This window comes from Glutamicibacter nicotianae (assembly GCF_006539525.1).
Taxonomy (GTDB): domain Bacteria; phylum Actinomycetota; class Actinomycetes; order Actinomycetales; family Micrococcaceae; genus Glutamicibacter; species Glutamicibacter nicotianae.
Genome location: NZ_BJNE01000001.1, coordinates 35,281 through 54,182, shown reverse-complemented (window position 1 = coordinate 54,182; position 18,902 = coordinate 35,281). Strand labels below are relative to the sequence as shown.

Genomic DNA, 18,902 nt, shown 5'->3' with positions numbered 1-18,902 from the left:
GGCCTAGGCTTTTCTCTTTGCCATTTCGGTGATCCAAATTGGCGCGAAGGGGGAAATGCACCCGGCAGACGTCGGATAATCCGCCAGCACCTGCAGCGACTCGCCGATCGCCAGCGCGCGCGGGCGCAGCCGCTCATGCTCGATGCCGATCTGTGCCAGCGTCGTATTCATAGCCCATTGCAAGCGGTCCGGTGCGGTGCGCATCTCGGATTCGATGGTGTCCAGCAGCTGCTCCAGATTCAGCAGTTCCGGAGCCTTCACGACCTGGTGCGCGGTCAATTCCCACGCGGCAGCCTGCTGCACCTGGTCGGACTCGTCCATGAGCTGCACGCGGAGTTCTTCGAGCAGCTTGGATTTTTTGACGATGTAGCTCAGGAACCAGGCTTGGACCTTGGGAGTGGTGGCGTCCTTGCTCCAGGCCTGCAGCTGGTCGAGTGAAAAACTGCGTGGCTTGGCGATCAGCAGCGCGACCAGCCGGGTTGCGGTGTCCCCCGTCGCCCAGAGCTCGTTGGCAAGTTCCTGGTTGCTTTTCAACGCCTTGGCCAGTGCCCTGAGCTTGCCCAGGTTCACGCCAAAATCGTCGCCATGCTTCTCATTGACTGCCCGGTGCTTGGGGTCTTCAAGTTCGTCCAAGGCCTGCTGCACGTCGGCAACAGTGCTCTGCGGTGTCAGTTCCATGTGTCTTCCTTCTGCTGAAGCGGTTCAACGGGCTGACGCAGGATGGTGCGAAGCTTTTCCGGTGCCACCTTGCGCGGGTCGCCGAGGTAGATTTCGTGGTGCTTTCCGGTCATGCGCAAACCCTGCGCCGGAATGAATTCGTGGTGCATCGTGGCCAGAATTCCGGCTTCGTCATCGTAGGGGCCGATGTGCAGTGTCTGCACGCATTGGCCTTCAAGGAGCGTCTCGAAGCGGATGCGTTCGGGGCATGGCAGCTGCTTCTTCTCCTGTGCCGCTTCCACGGCTGACGCGAAGTCTTCCTCGGTGATCCATGCAGGAGCCATGAGCATCATCGTCCAGCTCCATTTCGACTTATCCCGCCGCTCGGTGAACACTGCCATGTCCTCGGCCCACCAGAGGCCTTCCAATGGCGGGACGACGTAGTCGCGGCCCTGAGCCTTGCTCGCGAATTTGAGCTTGTAGGCGACGGGATACAGAGTTTGCAAGGCTTGCTGGTACGCATCGCTGGTGTTGGGATCTCCGGTTCCGTCGATCATCAGGTATTGTGCTGCTGACACCTGCAGGACACGGATTTCCCCGGCTTTCGACCGGTATCCGTCCAGCGATTTCTTGAAGTCAATTTTCTCCGGCAAGGTCTCGCCTGAAGCCTTCCGTCTAGAACCATTTACGCCATTTGAATACACCATACAGGGCTGCGGCAAAGCCGAGCATGAGGCAGACTGCCACCGGGTAGCCGAATGACCAGTGAAGTTCTGGCATGTTATCGAAGTTCATCCCGTAGATGGCTGCGATCAGCGTCGGCGCGAACAGGATGGCAGCCCAACCCGAGATCTTCTTCATGTCCTCGTTTTGGCGCTGTGCTACAAGGGTGGAGTTCACGTTCAAGATCTGCGAGAGCGCATCCCTGTATTCCACGGCTTGGGAATGCGCGCGGGTGAGGTGGTCGGTGACATCCTGGAGGTAGGTTTCCAGTTCGTCCGGCACTGGGTACTTCTTGAACCCGTCATCGAGCGATTGCACCACTTCCAGCAACGACGCGGTCGCGTGCTGCATGTCGATGACTTCTTGGCTCAATCGGTAGATGCGTTCGGTGACCGCAGCGTCCCCGCTGAAGACTTGGCGTTCGATCTGTTCCTTGTCGATGCCCAGCCCGTGGAGCACCGGGACGTATCCATCGACGATCTCATCCAGAATCCGGTACAGGACTGCCTCAGCGCCCAGACGGAGCAGTTCCGGGTCCTTGAGCAGCAACTGGTCCTTGCGCAGGCGCCCATTCCTGATTGACTCGACAAACCCTTCGCCGTCGGTGCCATCGATCCATCGGTGGTCCTGGCAGAGGACAGCTACAGCGCCTTTGCGGACCAGGATGTGGAACTCGGACAACTCCACCTCTTCGGTTTCGTCCAGGTACAGTGCCGAACGCACAACTAGCAGCAGCACCTCGCCGTAGCGTTCGAGCTTCGGCCGCTGGCGGGCGTGGACGAGGTCTTCAACGAGCACCGGGTGCAGGTCCCACGCCACGGTGAGTTCTTGGATGTCAGCTTCATCCGGGGTGGGATAGAGTGACAACGCGATCCTCTGGGGTCCGGACTTGCCGAAGGCCAACGCATCGGCTGCGCTGGTGCCTTCCGGTGCGGATTCCACGGTGCCGTCGTCAATATAACGCACTGCCATCGAGGCATGTGATGACTGATGGGTTCCATAGGCTGCTCTGGCGTTCGCTGCCCGGCGTTGAACTCGTGACATTTTGCTCCTGAATGATCTTCGTTCATTCAAGTATGGCAAGTCCCGAACGCATTTCGGCGTTGATCAGTTCTCCGGCTTTTCGCCGGCCGATTCTTGGCGGCCGAAGCCTAGGGGTCGACGATTTCTGCATCCAGCTTTCCGGCACGCCACTGTTCCGTAGCCTCATCGGCCAACGCTTCAGCTTCCAACGCCTCTGCCGGTGTCATGAAATAGGTATTGATTCGCAATTTCTGCTCGGAATCCAATTCGGGTGAAAGCAGCACCATGGGTCTGCTTTGCGGGATCTTCACCGCATGGAATAGTCCGCAATGACGGGCCGTGTGATGGATCACGCAACTCAAGGCCGCATTCTTGATATCCGTTCGCCCGCCCTTTTCCCAGGCGTCCAGATGATCGATTTCGCACCGTTCGGCGGGCATGCTGCACCCAGGATAGGAACAGCCCCGATAGGCTGCCCGTATCGCCCTGCGTTGAGCCTTGGAATACAAGCGTTGCGTCCGGCCCAAGTCGAGAGGCAGGCTCTTTCCGTTCAGCACCACCGGATAGATCCCTGCTTGGCACAGCGCTGCCCTGGCTTCGCCCGGAGATAGCTGGATTCCCGAAGAAGTGACCGCGAAATCGGATGCCCGTGCCAGCATCCGCTCGTAATTCAGGATGATGCTCACCTGCGGAGTGGCTAGTCCCGGTTGCTTGTTCGGCGGGCTTGCCGTTCGATCGCTCGTCAGCAGGGCCATGAAACCGATGAGCCGCCTGCGTTCAGGATTCAGATCTTCCCACGGGGCTGATTCGGTGCCTGGTTCCTGCTGGTGTTCCGTAGTTCCAGGCTCATTCGCGGTTTCGGCAGCTGTTGCATCGTCTGCGTCCGTGGCTTCGGGCGCCTCAGTGTCCGCTTCTGCCTCGTCGGCATCGGCTTCGGTGCCTTCGGCATGATCTTGAGCCCAATCGGGCATGGACTGCTCGTCGTCCCAATCGCTGGCTTCTTCTCCCGTGAATTGCGCTTCGGCATCCTTCAAGCCCTCGCGGTTGCCCGCCACGGTCGCCGGGTTGTCCAGCGAGGCGAAGAACGCCTCGATATAGGCTGCTTGGGAAGGCAACGCCTTCACCACATATTCGATGAGGCCATGGCGAAGGCCCTTTTTGAAGATTCCGATGCTTTCCAGCAGTGCCTTGATCGAACGCTTACCGGCCTTCACCTGCGCCACCAAGTCGCTGATATGCTTTCGGGCCGATTTGGGCTCTGCATGCATGAATGTCAAGGAATCTCGTTCAAGCTGCGCCTTCTTGGCCTGACCGGCCTCCCCCTCGCCCAAGTCCTTGCGTGCCGAATGCAGTTTCTTGCTGGCAGCAAGGACCAGACGTGGGTCTGACGCAGGATCATTGAACTCGGTAGCAAGCTGGGGCAGCCACGGGGGCGTCGGCAGTCCTGCCTCATCGACGCCGCCAAGCAAGCAGTCAGCAAGGATGAGCCGTTCGCTGGCGGTGCCCAGCGGGATATCCAGCCAGTCGCGCATCATTCCACGCGTGTTCCTGAAGTGGGTCCGGCCGGTAATGGTGCAGCCGGCTGCATCTTCGATGTTCTGCAGCGTCGGGTGCTCGGTGGCTTCTTCGATAGCCAGGAAGGAAGACTGGTCGAGCTTGTGGGCCCCGGTGCGGCGCAACGCGTGCGCCGCGCGAATCTGGGCTCGGGACGTTTGCTGGGCGATACGCTCGATTAATTTGGCGTAGCAGGCAGCATGACCGGCGGGAATATTGCCCGCACCAAGCACAGCGGTGGCTGCGCCGATGAGCTCGAAGGCTTCAGCGAGCTGTTGCAGTGCTTTGGCGGTGTCGGTGGTCATGGATACAGCTTGCACCGAATCCAGAGTGCACAAAGGCGGGCTCGGCCAGACTGTGGAAAAGTAAAATCCTGCGATTCGACCCGAGCCGACTCGCAGGATTTTAATTTGTGGAGGTAAGGGGATTCGAACCCCTGACCTTCTGCATGCCATGCAGACGCGCTACCAACTGCGCCATACCCCCAAAAGGATTGCTGCCCTGATCAGGCAACTCCATAATCATAGATGACTACCTGATCAGGATGCAAATTGAGGGCTACTTCTGGTTTTCAGGGTTTTCGGCAGGCAGCTCGATGACTGGGCAGTCGGCCCAAAGGCGTTCAAGCGCGTAGAAGATGCGGTCTTCCTGGTGCTGGACGTGGACGACGACGTCGCCGTAGTCCAGCAGTACCCAGCGGCCCAGGCCGAAGCCTTCGCGGCGGATCGGGCGCATGCTGTACTTGTCGAGCACCTCGGCAACGATTTCGTCGACGATCGCGTTCACCTGAGGTTCTGACCCACCAGAAACAATCAAGAAAGCGTCGGTGACGCCCAGGCGGTCGGCAACATCCAGCGCGACCATGTTTTCTGCCAGCTTTTCGGAAGCCGCATGCGCGGCAACCTTCACGAGGGCGATTGATTCTGCGTGTGCTCCCATTGAGTGGAGTGTCTCCTTATAGAGGTGTAGATCGAGAACCTAATTGTCCTACGAAAACTAGTTGCCAAGCAACATGATCAGGCCAGCGACCAACGCGGCACCGCCCACACTGAGGGCGACGATCATCGCGATCAGCATGTTGTTGGCTCGGCGAAGACCGTGGGCCTGCACGTCAAGCGGCTGCAGACCCTGCGCGTTGACCGCGTCGATGCGTGGCATGTCGACGTCAGCAGCCGGCTGCTCGGACTGGGTCTTGGGCTTGGCCGGCGCCTCCGGCGCTGGCTTGGCTGCCGGTTTTGCAACGGGCTTGGCTGGTGCCTTGGGCGCTGGCTTGGGAGCCGGCTTAGCCGAGGCCTTGGCAGCAGGCTTCGCTGGAGCCTTCGCCGCCGGCTTGGGCGCCGGCTTGGCCATCGGCTTCTTGGCCGCTGGTGCCGCTTCGTCCTTCTTGGATCCTGCGGTGAAGTCCAGCGAGACACTCTGCGTCTTCGGGCCCTGCACGCCGGTCTTGGCGATGCGGTCCTCGACCTCGCGGATGTTGCCCATGGCTCCGGTGAACGGGTCGGAAGCCTGGTCATCCTTGCCCTGGTTGGCGTTCTGCACGCGCAGTCGTTCGCGCTCCGCGGCACGGCGGGAAATGATGGCTGCGCGAGCGGCCATTTCACGCTGGTGGGCGAGAACCTCGAGATCGATCTCGGAGTCGTCCTCCCCCAGCAGGTTCGGATCAACCGGAGCCTTGGGCGCGTGGGCGCGGCGTGCGGCCAACGCCTGCTCGACGCTCATGACGGTAGTCTCCGGGGCATCGTCCTTTGGCGCAGGCTTCTTCGCGGCGGCGGGTTCCTGCTCGGCCTTGCCCTGATCAGCCAACGCCTGCAGGCGCAGCTGGCGGCGGGTCAGCGGCTTCGGCTCCTCGGCCGGGGCAACGGTTGGAATGTTGGTGGTCAGCGCGCCGACTTCTTCTTCAAGACGGCGACGCTCGCGCAATGCCTCACGGTCGCGGGCACGGCGCAGCGATGCGCGCTCACCCAGAGGTTCTTCGGCCTGCGGTGCACCAGCCGGCTTGGCTGCGGTCTTGGCGCTGGGAGCCTTGGCCGGAGCAGGCTTCGCCGCTTGCGGCTTGGCCTGAGCGGCGTTGGCGGCAGGTGCCTGCGGGGCAGGCTTCACCGCTTCCGGCTTGGCGCCGGACTCCTTGGCGGCAGGCTTGGGTGCCTGCTCCTTGGCCGGCGCCGATTTTGCAGGCTCTGCCTTGGGTGCCGGCTTGGCTTGCGGGGCCGCGTCGCTTTTCGCTGGCTTCGCCGAATCCTCGGCCTTGTCCTCGTCCTTTGACGCGAGTTCCTTGGCTTCCTGTTCGGCCTTGCTGCTGGCCAGCAATGCTTCCATCTCAGCACGTCGTTTTTCGCGCAGAGCTCGCCTGCTTGAAACCGGCTGCGAGTTATCGCTCATCCTGATACTTCTCCCGACCGCATAGACAAATACCGTCACCCTTACCTAGAGATTATGCCGTGTTACCCCACCCTATGTGAGGTTACGACTCGGTATACAGCCCATATTTTGCAATGTACTGCACCACACCGTCCGGCACCAGATACCAAACCGGCTTATCTGCGGCGACACGTTCCCGGCAATCGGTGGAGGAAATTGCCAATGCGGGAATCTCCAATTGCGAGACGTTGTCGCGGCCCAGATCCGCGATGACATAGCCAGGACGGCTCACGCCAACGAAGTGGGCGAGGTCGAAGACCTGGTCGATGTCGCGCCAGCTCATGATCTGGCTCATCGCGTCGGCACCGGTAATGAAGAACAGCTCCGCGTCCGGGCGCAGGGCACGCAGATCGAGCAAGGTGTCGCGCGTGTAGGTGGCGCCTTCGCGGTCGATGTCGACGCGGCTTACGGTGAAGCGCGGGTTCGACGCGGTGGCGATCACCGTCATCAGGTAGCGGTGCTCGGCGCTGGTGACTTGGCGATCGGCCTTCTGCCATGGTTGGCCGGTGGGTACGAAAACAACCTCATCCAGGTCGTATTCGGCAGCTACCTCGCTGGCGGCGACCAAGTGGCCATTGTGGATGGGGTCAAAAGTACCGCCCATCACGCCGAGGCGCAATGGGCGGTCTTGAGGCTTTTGCTCTGCCAAGACTAGTGGCTATGCGGTACGTGAGTCTTGAACTGGCGGTGGGTGTCCTCTGGCTCAGGCTTGGCGTCGTGGCGGTTGCCTACGTTGGTGTAGGACACGGTGATCAACAGCAGGATCATCAGTGCTGCGAAGATGCCACCACCGATGATCACAGCGAAAGTGTGAGGGTCCATGCCGGTGGAAGCGGCTTCGGAAGCCAAAATCAGCGCGTTCAAGATAATTCTCCAGTCGTTTTCACGAGCCCGCTGCGCCACCAGCCAGGGCGGCTGGAGCGGCGGCTCGAAAAGTAACGGTACGTTTCTTCTACATCGTACCGAAAAGGGCGGTCAGAAACTATTTCCGGATATGTCCGTCGCCTTGGACGATCCACTTGGTCGTGGTCAGTTCGGCCAGGCCCATCGGGCCGCGGGCGTGCATCTTCTGGGTCGAGATGCCCACTTCGGCGCCCAGGCCCAGTTGCCCGCCGTCGGTGAACCGGGTGGAGGCGTTGACGATCACGGCGGCCGAGTCGATCTCCGCGACGAACTGCTCGGAGGCGGCCAGCGAAGAGGTGACAATCGCCTCGGTGTGGCCGGTGGAGTAGGCGCGGATGTGCTCCAGGGCCTGGTCCATGCCGTCGACGACCTTCACCGCGATGTCCAGGTCCAGGTACTCGTTGCCCCAGTCCTCCTCCCCCGCGGGGATGGTCTGCAGCTGCGGAACCAGTGCGGCGGCACGATCGTCCGTGTGCAATCTCACGCCGGCAGCGGACAGGGCCTGCAGCACTGCCGGGGCGGCGGCGGCATCCTTGTGGACCAGCAGGGTTTCCACGGTGTTGCAGACGCTGGGACGGTGGGTCTTCGCGTTGAGCAGGATGTCCACCGCCATTTCCTCGTCGGCGCTCGCGTCGAGGAAGATATGCACATTGCCTTCGCCGGTTTCGATGACCGGGACCTTGGCGGTGGTGACCACGCGCTGGATGAGCTCGCGGCCGCCTCGCGGGATGAGCACGTCGATCTTTCCGCGCGCGCCCATCATGGCGTCGGCGCCGGCACGGCCGAACTCGTCGACCGAGATCACGATGTCTCGCGGCAGGGAGACGGACTCCAGCGCGTCGCGGATCACCGCGACCAGCGCCTGGTTGGAGTTCAGCGCGGCCGAGCCGCCACGCAGCAGCACGGCGTTGCCGCTCTTCAGCGCCAGGCCGGCAATGTCCACGGTGACGTTGGGACGGGCTTCGTAGATGGTGCCGATGACGCCCAGCGGCACGTTGACCTGGCGCATGCGCAGGCCGTTGGGCAGGGTTTCGCCGCGCACCACGCGGCCTACCGGGTCGGGCAGCCCGGCGAGCTCATGCAGCGCGGCGATCAGGCCGTCGATGCGCGGGCCATCGAGCTTCAGCCGGTCAAGCAGTGCTTCGGAGGTGCCATTGGCGCGGCCCGAGGCCAAGTCCTGCTCGTTGGCGCGCAGGATCATCGAGCGGTTCTCGTCGATGCGCGCGGCCATGGCGGCCAGGGCGCGGTCTTTCCAGTCGCGGTTGGCGCGCTTGAGGATCCGCGAGGCGCGGCGTGCGCGATCGGCCAGCTGATGGACCGAGGTGGTGACGTCGGTGGTCGTTGCTTCGGTGTTTACGGCGTCCATACTCATGCTCCTCATTCTAGAAAATGGGTTCGATCAAAGCCAGATCATCGACATGCACTACCGACCTGTCGTAACCTGCGCCTAGTTCTTCCACCAGCTCTGTGGTGCTGTGACCCAGCATGTCGGGCAGTTCGTGGGAGTCGAAATTCACCAGCCCGCGGGCGAAAGGAGTCCCCTTGGCATCGCAGATTTCGACGGCGTCGCCGGCTTCGAATTCCCCGCGCACCGCGGTGATGCCGGCGGCCAGCAGCGAGTTGGTGCCGCTGGCGATGGCCTTGACCGCGCCGGCATCCAGGATCAGCTTGCCTTCGATGTTGGCCAGGTATGCGAGCCAGACGTCGCGGGCCGAGCGCCGGGAGTTGCGGGCGGCGAACCAGGTGCCCACGTCCTCTCCGCGCAGCGCCTTGGCCGCATTGTCGGTGCTGGTCACCAGCGTCGGGATGCCTGCCGAGGAGCTGAGGGTCGCGGCGTCGACCTTGGTGATCATGCCGCCGGTGCCCACCCCGGCCGCACCCGGGGTGCCCAGGTCCACGGCTTCGAGCTCGTCGGGGTGCTCGATGGTGGTGATGCGGCTGCCGCCGTCGTCCGGGTGCGCGTCGTAGACGGAGTCCACGTCGGAGAAGAGCAGCAGTGCGTCGGCCTTGACCAGGTGGGCTACCAGTGAGGCGAGCCGGTCGTTGTCGCCGAAGCGGATTTCGCGGGTGGCTACCGCGTCATTTTCGTTCACGATGGGCAGCACGCCCAGGTTCAGCAGGCGGACCAGGGAACGCAGCGCGTTGGTGTAGGACGAGCGGCGCATCAGGTCATCGGCGGTCAGCAGCACCTGGCCCACGCGCTGGTCGTACTCGTCGAACAGCTGGGTGTACTGCGCCAGCAGCAGGCCCTGGCCGACGGCGGCGGCGGCCTGCTGGGTGGCCAGGTCCTTGGGACGCTTGGCCAACCCGAGCGGGGCCAGGCCGGCGGCGATCGCGCCGGAGGAAACGAGGATGACCTCGGTTCCGTTGCGCAAGGTTTCAGCGAGCGTGTCCACCAGGAACTTCAGCCGCTCGTGCGATATCCCGCCGCTGACCGTGGTCAACGAGCTGGATCCCACTTTGATGACCAGCCGCTTGGCTTGCGGCAGCTGGTGGGGCGAGGTAATGGCTGAAATTGTCTTAGTGGCGCTTTCACTCATACTTTAATTTTCCTCCTGGTTTGCCTTTGGTTCAGCAGTTTTGCGTCCGTACTTGGCGTCCACGGATTCGGTCCAGATGCCGGCCTTGCGCTCGGCTTCCAGCTCGGCGCGGGCGGCCGCCTTGGCGGCCTTGCGCTCCTCGTGCTCGGCGCGCTTCTCCTCGCGGGTCTTGCGATCGCCGCGGTCCTCGAGGCGGATATCCTCGCCGCGCCGGCTGCCGCCGAGCAGTTCGGCACCGGCAGCCATGGTCGGCTCCCAGTCGAAGACCACTGCGTCGTCCTCCGCGCCGATGATCACCGCGTCGCCCGGCTTGGCGCCGGACTTGAACAGCTGGGTCTCGACGCCCAGCTTGGCCAGGCGGTCGGCCAGGTAGCCTACGGCTTCATCGTTGCGGAAGTCGGTCTGCATGATCCAGCGTTCCGGCTTCTCGCCAATCACCCGCCACATCGGCTCAAGGTTCTGCTCCTCGCGGCGGATGGTGAATTCGACGCGCTTGGCTGCGCGCGGACGGATCACAGGCACCTCGACGACAGGGGCTTCAACCACCTGTTCGGCACGGGCCTGCTCTACCAATTCAGCCATAGCGAAGGACAGATCGCGTAATCCATTACGCGAGAGCGCGGAGATCTCGAAGACGCGGTAGCCGCGCTTCTCCAATTCCGGGCGAACGAATTCGGCCATGTCAGCGCCGTCCGGCATGTCGACCTTGTTCAGCGCGATCAGTTTCGGGCGGTCGATCAGTGGCACGATGGTGCCATCGGTGCCGGCGAAGGTGGAATCGGCCTCGTAATTGGCCAGCTCCGACTCGATGATCTCCAGGTCGCTGATCGGGTCGCGGTCCGATTCCAGCGAGGCGCAATCCAGCACGTGCACAATCGCCGCGCAGCGCTCGACGTGGCGCAGGAACTCGTGGCCCAGCCCCTTGCCTTCGGAAGCGCCTGGGATCAGGCCGGGCACGTCGGCGACGGTGAAGCGGGTTTCGCCGGCTTCGACCACTCCCAGGTTGGGCACCAGCGTGGTGAAGGGGTAGTCGGCGATCTTCGGGCGCGCCGCGGACAGGGCGGCGATCAGCGAGGACTTGCCGGCCGAGGGGTAGCCCACGAGGGCGATATCGGCCATGGACTTCAGTTCCAGGACGATGTCCTGGCTGGTGCCAGGGATGCCCAGCAATGCGAAGCCCGGGGCCTTGCGCTTATCCGAGGCGATGGCTGCGTTGCCCAGGCCGCCCATGCCGCCGATGGCTGCGATGTATTCGTCGCCCGGATTGACCAGGTCACCGAGGATGTCGCCGTCCTTGGTCTTGATGACGGTGCCGGCAGGTACGCCGAGGACCAGGTCCTCGCCGCTTTTGCCCGGGTGCAGGCTGCCCTTGCCCGGTTCTCCGTTGCCGGCCTTGCGGTGCGGCAGGTGGTGGAAGTCCAGCAGCGTGGTGACCTGGGGGTCGACGCGCAGGATGATGTCTCCGCCCTTGCCTCCGTTGCCGCCGTCGGGACCGCCAAGCGGCTTGAACTTCTCACGCTTGATGGACACACAACCGTGGCCACCATTACCTGCGGTGACATGAAGGGTTACGCGATCAACGAATGCAGCCACGGGGCCATCTACTCCTAGTACGGGGTTGCGAGGGATACTCGCTTAAAAGTCTAACTATGCACGCAAGGGGCGGACCGAAATCGGCCCACCCCTTGTGTACTAAAAAATTTGCCTGATACCTGAATTAGGCAGCAGCCACAATGTTCACCACGCGGCGACCACGACGGGTGCCGAACTCGACTGCGCCAGCAGCCAATGCGAACAGGGTGTCATCCTTGCCACGGCCTACGCCGGCGCCTGGGTGGAAGTGGGTGCCACGCTGGCGAACGATGATTTCGCCTGCCTTGACTTCCTGACCACCGTAGCGCTTTACGCCTAGGTACTGTGCGTTGGAATCGCGACCGTTGCGAGTGGAACTCGCACCTTTCTTATGTGCCATGCCTTTTAGCCTCTTTCGCTACAAAAAATGGATTCTACGATTGCCTGAATTAGGCGATCGAGGTGACCTTGACCTTGGTCAGAGCGGCACGGAAGCCCTGGCGCTTCTTGTAACCGGTCTTGTTCTTGTACTTCTGGATAACGATCTTCTCGCCGCGAAGGTTTTCTACAACCTCAGCGGTGACCTTGACATTAGCCAGATCGGCAGCTGCGGAAGTTACCTTCTCGCCATCTACCAACAGCAAAGCTGGAAGCTCGATGGAGCTGCCTGGGGCAGCCTGAAGACGGTCAACGGTGATGAGGTCTCCTACGGAAACCTTCTCCTGGTGGCCGCCTGCGCGGACAATTGCGTACACCACGTGGGTACTCACTTCTACTCGACGTTTATTGTCTTACCGGCGCAGATATCGACCCGAACACCCACATAGTGGATGCGATCCGGGGATCTCATGCGCTTGTGCCTTGACGCCGAGCGGACCAAAAGTCCGTGATCTTGGCGTTTAGCACCGATCAACTAGATTACGCTAGTCCCCACCGCTGGAGCAAATACAAACTGCCCCAGCGTGGGAAGCGTGATCAAGTTCATCTATTTCAGTTCGCGTACCGGAACACCCACACCGAGCATGACCGGATTCCCGGCAGACTCAGCTGGTTTTTCCTTCTTCGAACCGGAGGCATCCATCTGGACTACCGAACCGGTAGCGGCGGATACCTCTGCCACGAGGACCTCTGCCGTCGCATCGCCCTGGACCGAGGTGGCCCGACGACTGCGGCGCTTTGGCTTCGTGGAAATCTGCGGGGTTGCCGTGGCGGCAGCCGGAGCGGAAGCAGGTGCAGTTGCAGCGGCAGGAGCACTGGCAGCTGGCATGGCCAGGCCGGTAAGCACCGGCTGGTCCTGCTGCGCCGACTCCTGCGGACGCGATGCACGGCGCGAACGCTTGCGAGGCTGCTCTTCGGACTTCGGGGCAGCAACAGGTTCAGGAGCAGCTTGCTGTTCCTGGCTGGCCTGTGCGTCCTCGTTGGTCGAAGCGCTTTCCTCGGCCTGGTTGCGGTTGCGTCCGCGGGAGCGCGAACGGCGGCGCGGCTTGCGGCTGCCATCGTGCTCTTCGCTGGACTCTTCCTTGCCAGGCAAGGCGGCTTCCAGGGCCTCCAGGGTCACCGAAGCCTCGGCGGCCTGCGCAGGGGCCGCGGTGGCCTGTGCGGGGACCACGGACTTCGTCACCGGAATCTGCTCGCCCTCGATGCTCACTGCGTTATCAGCAGGGCCGTCAAGGTGCGAGGCGGCGGCGATGCTGGCCAGGGCGTTGCGCGTGGCTTCATCCTTCTCCCCTGCTGCCTGGTCCTGCTTCTCAACCGGCTTCTGCTCGTCCTTCTCGCCGCCGCGACGGCGGCGGGAATTGCGGCTTGGCTTGTCGTTGAACTTCTTGCCATGCGCTTCGCCATGCGAGTTGAAGGACTTGCGCGATTCGACCGGCTCGTCGTGGGTGATGACGCCAGCACCAGCGCAGTGCTCGCACTCTTCGCCGAAGACTTCGAGCAGTCCGGTGCCCATGCGCTTGCGTGTCATCTGCACCAGCCCCAGCGAGGTCACTTCGGCCACCTGGTGCTTGGTCCGGTCGCGGCCCAGGCACTCGACCAGGCGGCGCAGCACCAAGTCGCGGTTCGACTCAAGCACCATGTCGATGAAGTCGATGACGATGATGCCGCCGATGTCGCGCAGGCGCAGCTGGCGCACGACTTCCTCGGCCGCTTCCAAGTTGTTCTTGGTCACGGTCTCTTCGAGGTTGCCGCCCGAACCGGTGAACTTGCCCGTGTTGACGTCGATGACAGTCATCGCCTCGGTCCGATCGATGACCAGCGAGCCGCCCGAAGGCAGGAAGACCTTGCGGTCCAGTGCCTTGGCGATCTGCTCGTCCACGCGGAAATTGGCGAAGATGTCCTCTTCGGCTTCCCACTTCTCCAGGCGGCCCATCAGATCCGGGGCCACGTACATGACATAGGCCTCGATGGTGTCCCAGGCGTGCTCGCCCGAGACGATCAGCTTGGTGAAGTCCTCGTTGAAGACGTCGCGGACTACCTTGATGGTCAGGTCAGGTTCCGAGTACAGCAGTTCCGGAGCCAGGGTCTTGGTGGAGTTCGCCTGTTCCTCGATGCCTTCCCACTGCGCGCGCAGCCGGTTGATATCGTTGGTCAGCTCCTCCTCGGAGGCGCCTTCGGCGGCGGTGCGCACGATGACGCCAGCGTTTTCCGGCAGGTGGTCCTTGAGGATCTTCTTCAGGCGCTGGCGCTCAACATCGGGCAGCTTGCGCGAGATGCCGGTCATCGAACCGCCCGGCACGTAGACCAGGTAGCGGCCCGGCAGCGAGATCTGGCTGGTCAGGCGGGCACCCTTGTGGCCTACCGGGTCCTTGGTGACCTGGACAAGGACCGAGTCGCCGGCCTTCAATGCGTTCTCGATGCGGCGTGGCGCGCCTTCGAGCGCTGCCACATCCCAGTTGACTTCGCCTGCGTACAGCACGGCGTTGCGGCCGCGTCCGATATCCACGAAAGCGGCTTCCATGGACGGCAGCACATTCTGCACCTTGCCGACGTACACGTTGCCGATCAGCGAATCCTGCTGGGTCTTGGAGACGAAGTGCTCTGCGAGCACGCCGTCTTCCAGCACGCCGATCTGGATGCGGTCTTCGCGCTGGCGCACGATCATCTTGCGCTCGACGGACTCGCGGCGGGCCAGGAACTCGGCCTCGGTGATCACCTGGCGGCGGCGTCCGGTTTCGCGCGATTCGCGGCGGCGCTGGCGCTTGGCTTCCAGGCGGGTGGAACCGCGCACCGAGGCGACCTTGTTGTTGACCGAGCTGTGGCTCTCGATGCTTCCACGCGGAGCACGTACGCGGGTGACGGTGTTCGGCGGATCATCCTGCGAGCCGCCTTCGAGCTCCAGATCCACGTCGCCACGGCGACGGCGGCGACGGCGACGCGAGGTCACGTCGTCTGAATCGGCGTCTTCAGCGGAATTCGAGGCAGCGGCACGGCGGGCAGGTTCCTGCTTCTTCGCGACGGCGGCGGCCAGCACAGCCTGGGCGGTTTCCGGCACGGCAAACGGATTGAGGATCATGCTGCTGCCGTGTTCGGCCAGCAGCATGCCGGTCTGGTCAACGTCGTTCGCCTCTTCCACCGGAGCAGCTTCCTGCTCGGCAGCTTCAGCTGCTTCGGCGTTCTGCGCCTGTACGTCTTCATGCTTGGCTGCGGCAAGCTCGACGGACGCGTCATTGGCGGCATCGCGTGCCTCCTGGGCACGGCGTTCTGCTTGGCGGCTGGCCCGCTTGGAGGAATCGGGCGTGGAAACCTGGGTGCGGCGGGTGGCCCGCCAGCGGTATGGGCTTTCCTCGACACCGGCAGCGGCATTGAGTTCGGCCAAGGTCATGGCGCGACGCAGTGGCCGCGCAGGCGTGGTTGAAACACTGGTACGGCGGGCTCGAGTTGAACGGTTGCCCCGCTTATTACCTTGCGCTCCACCCTTTCGTTGATTTGCTGCGCTCATTTAAATTCGCGTACTCCTACTATGTCCCGCTTCGGCATCCTCCACAGACGGCGCCGTCGCTGAAACTACAATCATCACGTGTCGCTTGGCCTACCTGACTTCCAGAAGGCCGGACACAAAAGCTCGCTATTTTCCGCGGGTTCAACGCAGGTCCAAAATTCTGAACCATGCGCAAATCCTGCGGATCAACGTGGCCTAAGAAAACCGGCTGCTTTCCTTTGCAGCCCTACGATCCGCGGTATTCCCTCGGGAGGCGCACATATTGGGCACTCAACCGAAGCGATGCATCGCCTGTCGATCTGTCGTTTCAAAAGTCTGTCGTCGGGTTGAAAGCAGACTGTGGATCCGCGAACAACCATTTACATTCTCTCATATTTCGTTCACGCCTTGTTCATTGCTTCTCACCTGTTGCACAGAAACGCTTCCTAGGATGAAAAAGCCCACGGCGGAATTACCCGCTTTCCTATGAACTTATGGAATAGTCAAAACATGGTTTCATCACTAGAAAATAGCCGCGGCTCGGGCGTGTTGCCCTGGTGGGCTAAGGAACGCGGCTTCGGTCTGTTCATCATCGTTACCGGGTTGGTCTCTTGGCTCGCCGCCGGAATCCTGGTTCTGGAACGCTTGGAGCTCTACAAGAACCCCGACTACATCACCAGTTGCGATGTTAATCCCTGGATCTCTTGTGGCACCGTGATGAAATCCGAGCAAGCAGGCATTTTCGGTTTCCCCAACCCCTTTTTCGGGATTGTCTGTTTCGCAGTGGTAATCACGATCGGCTTCGCCCTGCTTGCCGGCGCAAGCAACCTGAAGCGCTGGTTCTGGCTGTGCTTCCAGCTGGGCGTGACGGCGGCCATGGGGTTGGTGGTCTGGTTCTGGTCCCAGGCCCTCTACGAAATCAATGCACTGTGCCCATACTGCATGGTCGTCTGGGTCATGACGATTCCATTGTTCGTCTTCACTACCGCACGCAATGTGCTCACCGGCGTGATTCCCGCAGGCCCCGGCGTGAAGAAGTTCTTCAGCGAGTGGAGCTGGATCATCACCGCTATCATCTGGGTGCTCCTCGCCGCATCGGTCGTCTTGCGTTTCCCGCACGCCTTCTTCGGGTAGAACAACTCCAGATCTCCTCACGTACCTGCGGGGCCGCCACTTCGGTGACGGCCCCGCAGTGCTGTTCCCGGCACTCCGCCCCACCCCGCCGGCCAAATAGGTCATGTCCAGACCTTGTACCACTATTTGTTGCCCCCGGCGCGCCAATGCGCAAAGGAATCCCAATTCCCGCTGCGACTAGCGCTTATAGGACACATGGCGGCGCCTGCACGGGTTCACCAAGAATGATTTTCCGGGCACCGCTCAGCTAGACCCGGTAGATTGGATGCATGGCAAGTGACATATGGAACACAGAAAATGCCCAAGACTACGGAATTAATCTGCTAATTTCCGAACACATACGGCTGCGTGAACTGCAAGAGGAAGATCTTGCATTCCTCACCCAATGGTGGAACAGTCCGGAGTTCATGGCCCTACAAGGCAACCTGGTACTTCCCCACCCGGTCACCGAGGCCGCAGAACTCTTCAAGTCCCGGAGCATCAACCGGGGCACCACCGACGGCGTTGGACTGTCGATCACGCTTCCCGACGATACGCTGATTGGGCACACAGCATTGTACGAATACAACGCTCCAGCGCGTTCTGCCGAGCTGATGATCATGATCGGCGGATCCAATGTTGGCCAGGGCTACGGCACAATGGCCATCAAGATGATCATCGATTACGGCTTCCGCGAAATGGGGTTGAACCGCATCGGCCTGAACGTCTGGGCATACAACGAGCGCGCGCTACGCACCTTCAACCGCGCAGGATTCCGTGAAGAGGGCAGGGTGCGCCAAGCCGGATTCCACGACGGCTCGTTCCACGACAAGATCATCATGGGGCTGCTGGCCAAGGAATACTTCAGCGCCAAATAGCCCGGAGAGGCAGCGAACAAGATTTGAAAGCAACGGGGCCGCGCGGCGCGCGGCCCCGTTGCTTTGCATGAGCTTGCCTCCAGAGCGCTTGTAAAATCAGCCAATAGTTGCAGGAATCTTCGGCTTAATGGTGCAGAAGCAGGTTCTATTGGCCTAGCCAACACTAAATAATCAGTCTTGCGGTGTTGCCCCGGAACCTTGTCAAGTCGTTAGCCTATTGTTAGAGCTATCAGAACCAGCTACAAGGAGCGACTATGGCTTTTTTCCGTAAGGTCAGGCTCGCCGCGTTGTCGAAGAACCAGTCTCAAGATGACAAGCCGACACCTGCCGAGCACCACCGCGTTCCGGCCAAGGACGCCAAACCAGAATTCACTGTCACCAGCTTGTGGACCGACTTGCTAGGCCGACTGGGCATCCGCAGCGCGCAGCTATTGATCGTTGGCGCTCTGGCAACATTCCTCATCATCGGCATGCTCCGCTTGACCATGATCGTGATCCCGACACTGCTGGCCGTCATCATTTCCTGCGCGCTATGGCCACTTGTCGTCAAACTGCGCAAAATCGTTTCACCGATGCTGGCAGCATGGATCGTATTCCTCGGTTCGCTCTTGATCCTAGGAGGCATCGGCACCGGCCTGGTCTTCTCGGTCATCAGGGAATGGCCAAAGCTCGTTGACCAAGCTGTCGAGGGTTTCAACCAGCTCAATGAGATGGTCCAGGGCTTCATCGGCACGATGCCGTTCAACATCGACCAGAGCCAGATCGATAGCGTCGTTGAAACAATCACCGGATTCTTGACCAGTTCCCAGTTTGGCACCGGTGCATTGAACACGCTGAGCGCCGCCGGCAGCTTCGTCACTGGCTTGATCCTGCTTCTGGTGATCCTGTTCTTCTTCCTGAAGGACGGAGACAAGATCTGGGCCTTTGCCGTGTCGTGGACTCCACGCCACTACCGCAACAAGTGGATTTTCTCCGGCGATCGTGCCCTGCGCACCTTCGGCGGCTACATCCGCGGTACTGCCACCGTGGCCGCGGTAGATGCCTTGGGCATCACCGCAACATTGCTGATCGTGCAGGTGCCCTTGGCCATCCCGCTGGGTGTCATCGTCTTCCTCGGATCCTTCGTCCCGATGGTCGGTGCTACGGTTGCCGGAATCCTGGCCACGCTGATCGCCTTGGTGACCAACGGTCCAGTGATTGCGCTAATCGTGCTTGCCGCGGTGATCTTGGTGAATCAGCTGGAGGGCAACTTCCTCCAGCCGGTCGTCATGGCCAATGCCCTGAGCCTGCATGCGCTGGTCGTCTTGATGGCGCTGACCGCTGGCACCGTCCTGGCTGGCATCGTTGGCGCCGTCCTGGCGGTGCCGCTGGTTGCGGCAGCGTGGGCGGTGATCAAGGTGTGGACCGGGCGCGACAAGTCCGATGCGGTGGCTGAAGCCAGTGAAGACATCAAGTCCGAAGTTGAAATCAGCGAAGAGGACGCGGCTATCGAAAAGCTCGAAGCCAAGGAGAAGCACAGGGAACAGCACATGGAATCCCCTCAGGATTCTGCGTAATTGTCGCCAGTGGGGGCGCTCCTGCATTGCAGGGGCGCCCCTTCCT

17 protein-coding genes and 1 tRNA gene are annotated in these 18,902 nt (G+C 61.8%); 3 read left to right on the top strand and 15 right to left on the bottom strand.

What is annotated here, in order from left to right:
* Nucleotides 1-3: 3 nt before the first annotated feature.
* The 15 genes from ANI01nite_RS00240 to ANI01nite_RS00170 all read right to left on the bottom strand — a co-directional run bounded on the left by ANI01nite_RS00240 (nucleotide 4) and on the right by ANI01nite_RS00170 (nucleotide 15,213).
* Nucleotides 4-678 (bottom strand): DNA alkylation repair protein, encoded by a 675-nt coding sequence (locus ANI01nite_RS00240; protein ID WP_141355234.1) that lies wholly within the window; start codon nucleotides 676-678, stop codon nucleotides 4-6.
* Nucleotides 669-1,310, bottom strand: coding sequence for a GyrI-like domain-containing protein (locus ANI01nite_RS00235; protein WP_174787655.1), 642 nt, complete (start codon nucleotides 1,308-1,310; stop codon nucleotides 669-671). Before ANI01nite_RS00235 ends, ANI01nite_RS00240 begins: the two co-directional genes overlap by 10 nt.
* A gap of 22 nt (nucleotides 1,311-1,332) precedes the next feature.
* The gene (locus ANI01nite_RS00230) at nucleotides 1,333-2,352 is read right to left on the bottom strand and encodes a magnesium and cobalt transport protein CorA (RefSeq protein ID WP_255314311.1); all 1,020 of its coding nucleotides are present in this window, start codon (nucleotides 2,350-2,352) and stop codon (nucleotides 1,333-1,335) included.
* A 179-nt stretch (nucleotides 2,353-2,531) separates the two neighbouring features.
* The gene (locus tag ANI01nite_RS00225) at nucleotides 2,532-4,262 is read right to left on the bottom strand and encodes an HNH endonuclease signature motif containing protein (protein ID WP_141355231.1); all 1,731 of its coding nucleotides are present in this window, start codon (nucleotides 4,260-4,262) and stop codon (nucleotides 2,532-2,534) included.
* Nucleotides 4,263-4,370: 108 nt separating this feature from the next.
* Nucleotides 4,371-4,443: transfer RNA gene (locus tag ANI01nite_RS00220), tRNA-Ala, on the bottom strand.
* Nucleotides 4,444-4,515: 72 nt separating this feature from the next.
* A complete protein-coding gene (gene rsfS / locus ANI01nite_RS00215) occupies nucleotides 4,516-4,896 on the bottom strand; it encodes a ribosome silencing factor (RefSeq protein WP_121866901.1) in 381 nt (126 codons plus the stop codon).
* A gap of 57 nt (nucleotides 4,897-4,953) precedes the next feature.
* The gene (locus ANI01nite_RS00210) at nucleotides 4,954-6,336 is read right to left on the bottom strand and encodes a hypothetical protein (RefSeq protein ID WP_141355230.1); all 1,383 of its coding nucleotides are present in this window, start codon (nucleotides 6,334-6,336) and stop codon (nucleotides 4,954-4,956) included.
* Between the two features lie 82 nt (nucleotides 6,337-6,418).
* Nucleotides 6,419-7,024 carry a nicotinate-nucleotide adenylyltransferase gene (nadD, locus tag ANI01nite_RS00205; protein WP_073706141.1) on the bottom strand — a complete coding sequence of 202 codons (606 nt, stop codon included), beginning with the start codon at nucleotides 7,022-7,024 and terminating at the stop codon, nucleotides 6,419-6,421.
* A gap of 2 nt (nucleotides 7,025-7,026) precedes the next feature.
* Entirely contained in the window at nucleotides 7,027-7,239 is a 213-nt protein-coding gene (locus ANI01nite_RS00200; protein WP_038990848.1) for a hypothetical protein, read from the bottom strand.
* A gap of 118 nt (nucleotides 7,240-7,357) precedes the next feature.
* On the bottom strand, nucleotides 7,358-8,644 hold the full coding sequence (locus ANI01nite_RS00195) for a glutamate-5-semialdehyde dehydrogenase (RefSeq protein ID WP_121866903.1): 1,287 nt from the start codon (nucleotides 8,642-8,644) through the stop codon (nucleotides 7,358-7,360).
* 16 nt (nucleotides 8,645-8,660) lie between these two features.
* Complete coding sequence (gene proB / locus ANI01nite_RS00190) at nucleotides 8,661-9,818, bottom strand: glutamate 5-kinase (RefSeq protein WP_038990846.1); 1,158 nt, start codon at nucleotides 9,816-9,818, stop codon at nucleotides 8,661-8,663.
* A 3-nt stretch (nucleotides 9,819-9,821) separates the two neighbouring features.
* Nucleotides 9,822-11,411 carry a GTPase ObgE gene (gene obgE / locus ANI01nite_RS00185; RefSeq protein ID WP_066138591.1) on the bottom strand — a complete coding sequence of 530 codons (1,590 nt, stop codon included), beginning with the start codon at nucleotides 11,409-11,411 and terminating at the stop codon, nucleotides 9,822-9,824.
* A 124-nt stretch (nucleotides 11,412-11,535) separates the two neighbouring features.
* Entirely contained in the window at nucleotides 11,536-11,790 is a 255-nt protein-coding gene (gene rpmA / locus ANI01nite_RS00180; RefSeq protein ID WP_013349162.1) for a 50S ribosomal protein L27, read from the bottom strand.
* Between the two features lie 49 nt (nucleotides 11,791-11,839).
* Complete coding sequence (gene rplU / locus ANI01nite_RS00175; RefSeq protein WP_073706138.1) at nucleotides 11,840-12,148, bottom strand: 50S ribosomal protein L21; 309 nt, start codon at nucleotides 12,146-12,148, stop codon at nucleotides 11,840-11,842.
* Nucleotides 12,149-12,375: 227 nt separating this feature from the next.
* Nucleotides 12,376-15,213 (bottom strand): Rne/Rng family ribonuclease, encoded by a 2,838-nt coding sequence (locus tag ANI01nite_RS00170; protein ID WP_141355229.1) that lies wholly within the window; start codon nucleotides 15,211-15,213, stop codon nucleotides 12,376-12,378.
* A 606-nt stretch (nucleotides 15,214-15,819) separates the two neighbouring features.
* Here ANI01nite_RS00170 and ANI01nite_RS00165 point away from each other — a divergent pair.
* The 3 genes from ANI01nite_RS00165 (at nucleotide 15,820) to ANI01nite_RS00155 (ending at nucleotide 18,856) form a co-directional block, all read left to right on the top strand.
* Nucleotides 15,820-16,443: a vitamin K epoxide reductase family protein gene (locus ANI01nite_RS00165; protein ID WP_141355228.1), complete on the top strand. Its 624-nt coding sequence runs from the start codon at nucleotides 15,820-15,822 to the stop codon at nucleotides 16,441-16,443.
* 269 nt (nucleotides 16,444-16,712) lie between these two features.
* Nucleotides 16,713-17,300 (top strand): GNAT family N-acetyltransferase, encoded by a 588-nt coding sequence (locus ANI01nite_RS00160; protein ID WP_073706135.1) that lies wholly within the window; start codon nucleotides 16,713-16,715, stop codon nucleotides 17,298-17,300.
* 254 nt (nucleotides 17,301-17,554) lie between these two features.
* On the top strand, nucleotides 17,555-18,856 hold the full coding sequence (locus ANI01nite_RS00155; protein ID WP_141355227.1) for an AI-2E family transporter: 1,302 nt from the start codon (nucleotides 17,555-17,557) through the stop codon (nucleotides 18,854-18,856).
* Nucleotides 18,857-18,902: the final 46 nt, after the last annotated feature.

Excerpts from the sequence above, each read along its gene's own strand:
- rpmA (WP_013349162.1), bottom strand. The coding sequence starts at position 11,790 with ATGGCACATAAGAAAGGTGCGAGTTCCACTCGCAACGGTCGCGATTCC.
- rsfS (WP_121866901.1), bottom strand. The coding sequence starts at position 4,896 with ATGGGAGCACACGCAGAATCAATCGCCCTCGTGAAGGTTGCCGCGCAT.
- proB (WP_038990846.1), bottom strand. The coding sequence starts at position 9,818 with ATGAGTGAAAGCGCCACTAAGACAATTTCAGCCATTACCTCGCCCCAC.
- ANI01nite_RS00210 (WP_141355230.1), bottom strand. The coding sequence starts at position 6,336 with ATGAGCGATAACTCGCAGCCGGTTTCAAGCAGGCGAGCTCTGCGCGAA.
- ANI01nite_RS00165 (WP_141355228.1), top strand. The coding sequence starts at position 15,820 with ATGGTTTCATCACTAGAAAATAGCCGCGGCTCGGGCGTGTTGCCCTGG.
- ANI01nite_RS00155 (WP_141355227.1), top strand. The coding sequence starts at position 17,555 with ATGGCTTTTTTCCGTAAGGTCAGGCTCGCCGCGTTGTCGAAGAACCAG.
- ANI01nite_RS00240 (WP_141355234.1), bottom strand. The coding sequence starts at position 678 with ATGGAACTGACACCGCAGAGCACTGTTGCCGACGTGCAGCAGGCCTTG.
- ANI01nite_RS00170 (WP_141355229.1), bottom strand. The coding sequence starts at position 15,213 with ATGACCTTGGCCGAACTCAATGCCGCTGCCGGTGTCGAGGAAAGCCCA.
- ANI01nite_RS00230 (WP_255314311.1), bottom strand. The coding sequence starts at position 2,352 with ATGGCAGTGCGTTATATTGACGACGGCACCGTGGAATCCGCACCGGAA.
- ANI01nite_RS00195 (WP_121866903.1), bottom strand. The coding sequence starts at position 8,644 with ATGGACGCCGTAAACACCGAAGCAACGACCACCGACGTCACCACCTCG.
- ANI01nite_RS00225 (WP_141355231.1), bottom strand. The coding sequence starts at position 4,262 with ATGACCACCGACACCGCCAAAGCACTGCAACAGCTCGCTGAAGCCTTC.
- ANI01nite_RS00160 (WP_073706135.1), top strand. The coding sequence starts at position 16,713 with ATGGCAAGTGACATATGGAACACAGAAAATGCCCAAGACTACGGAATT.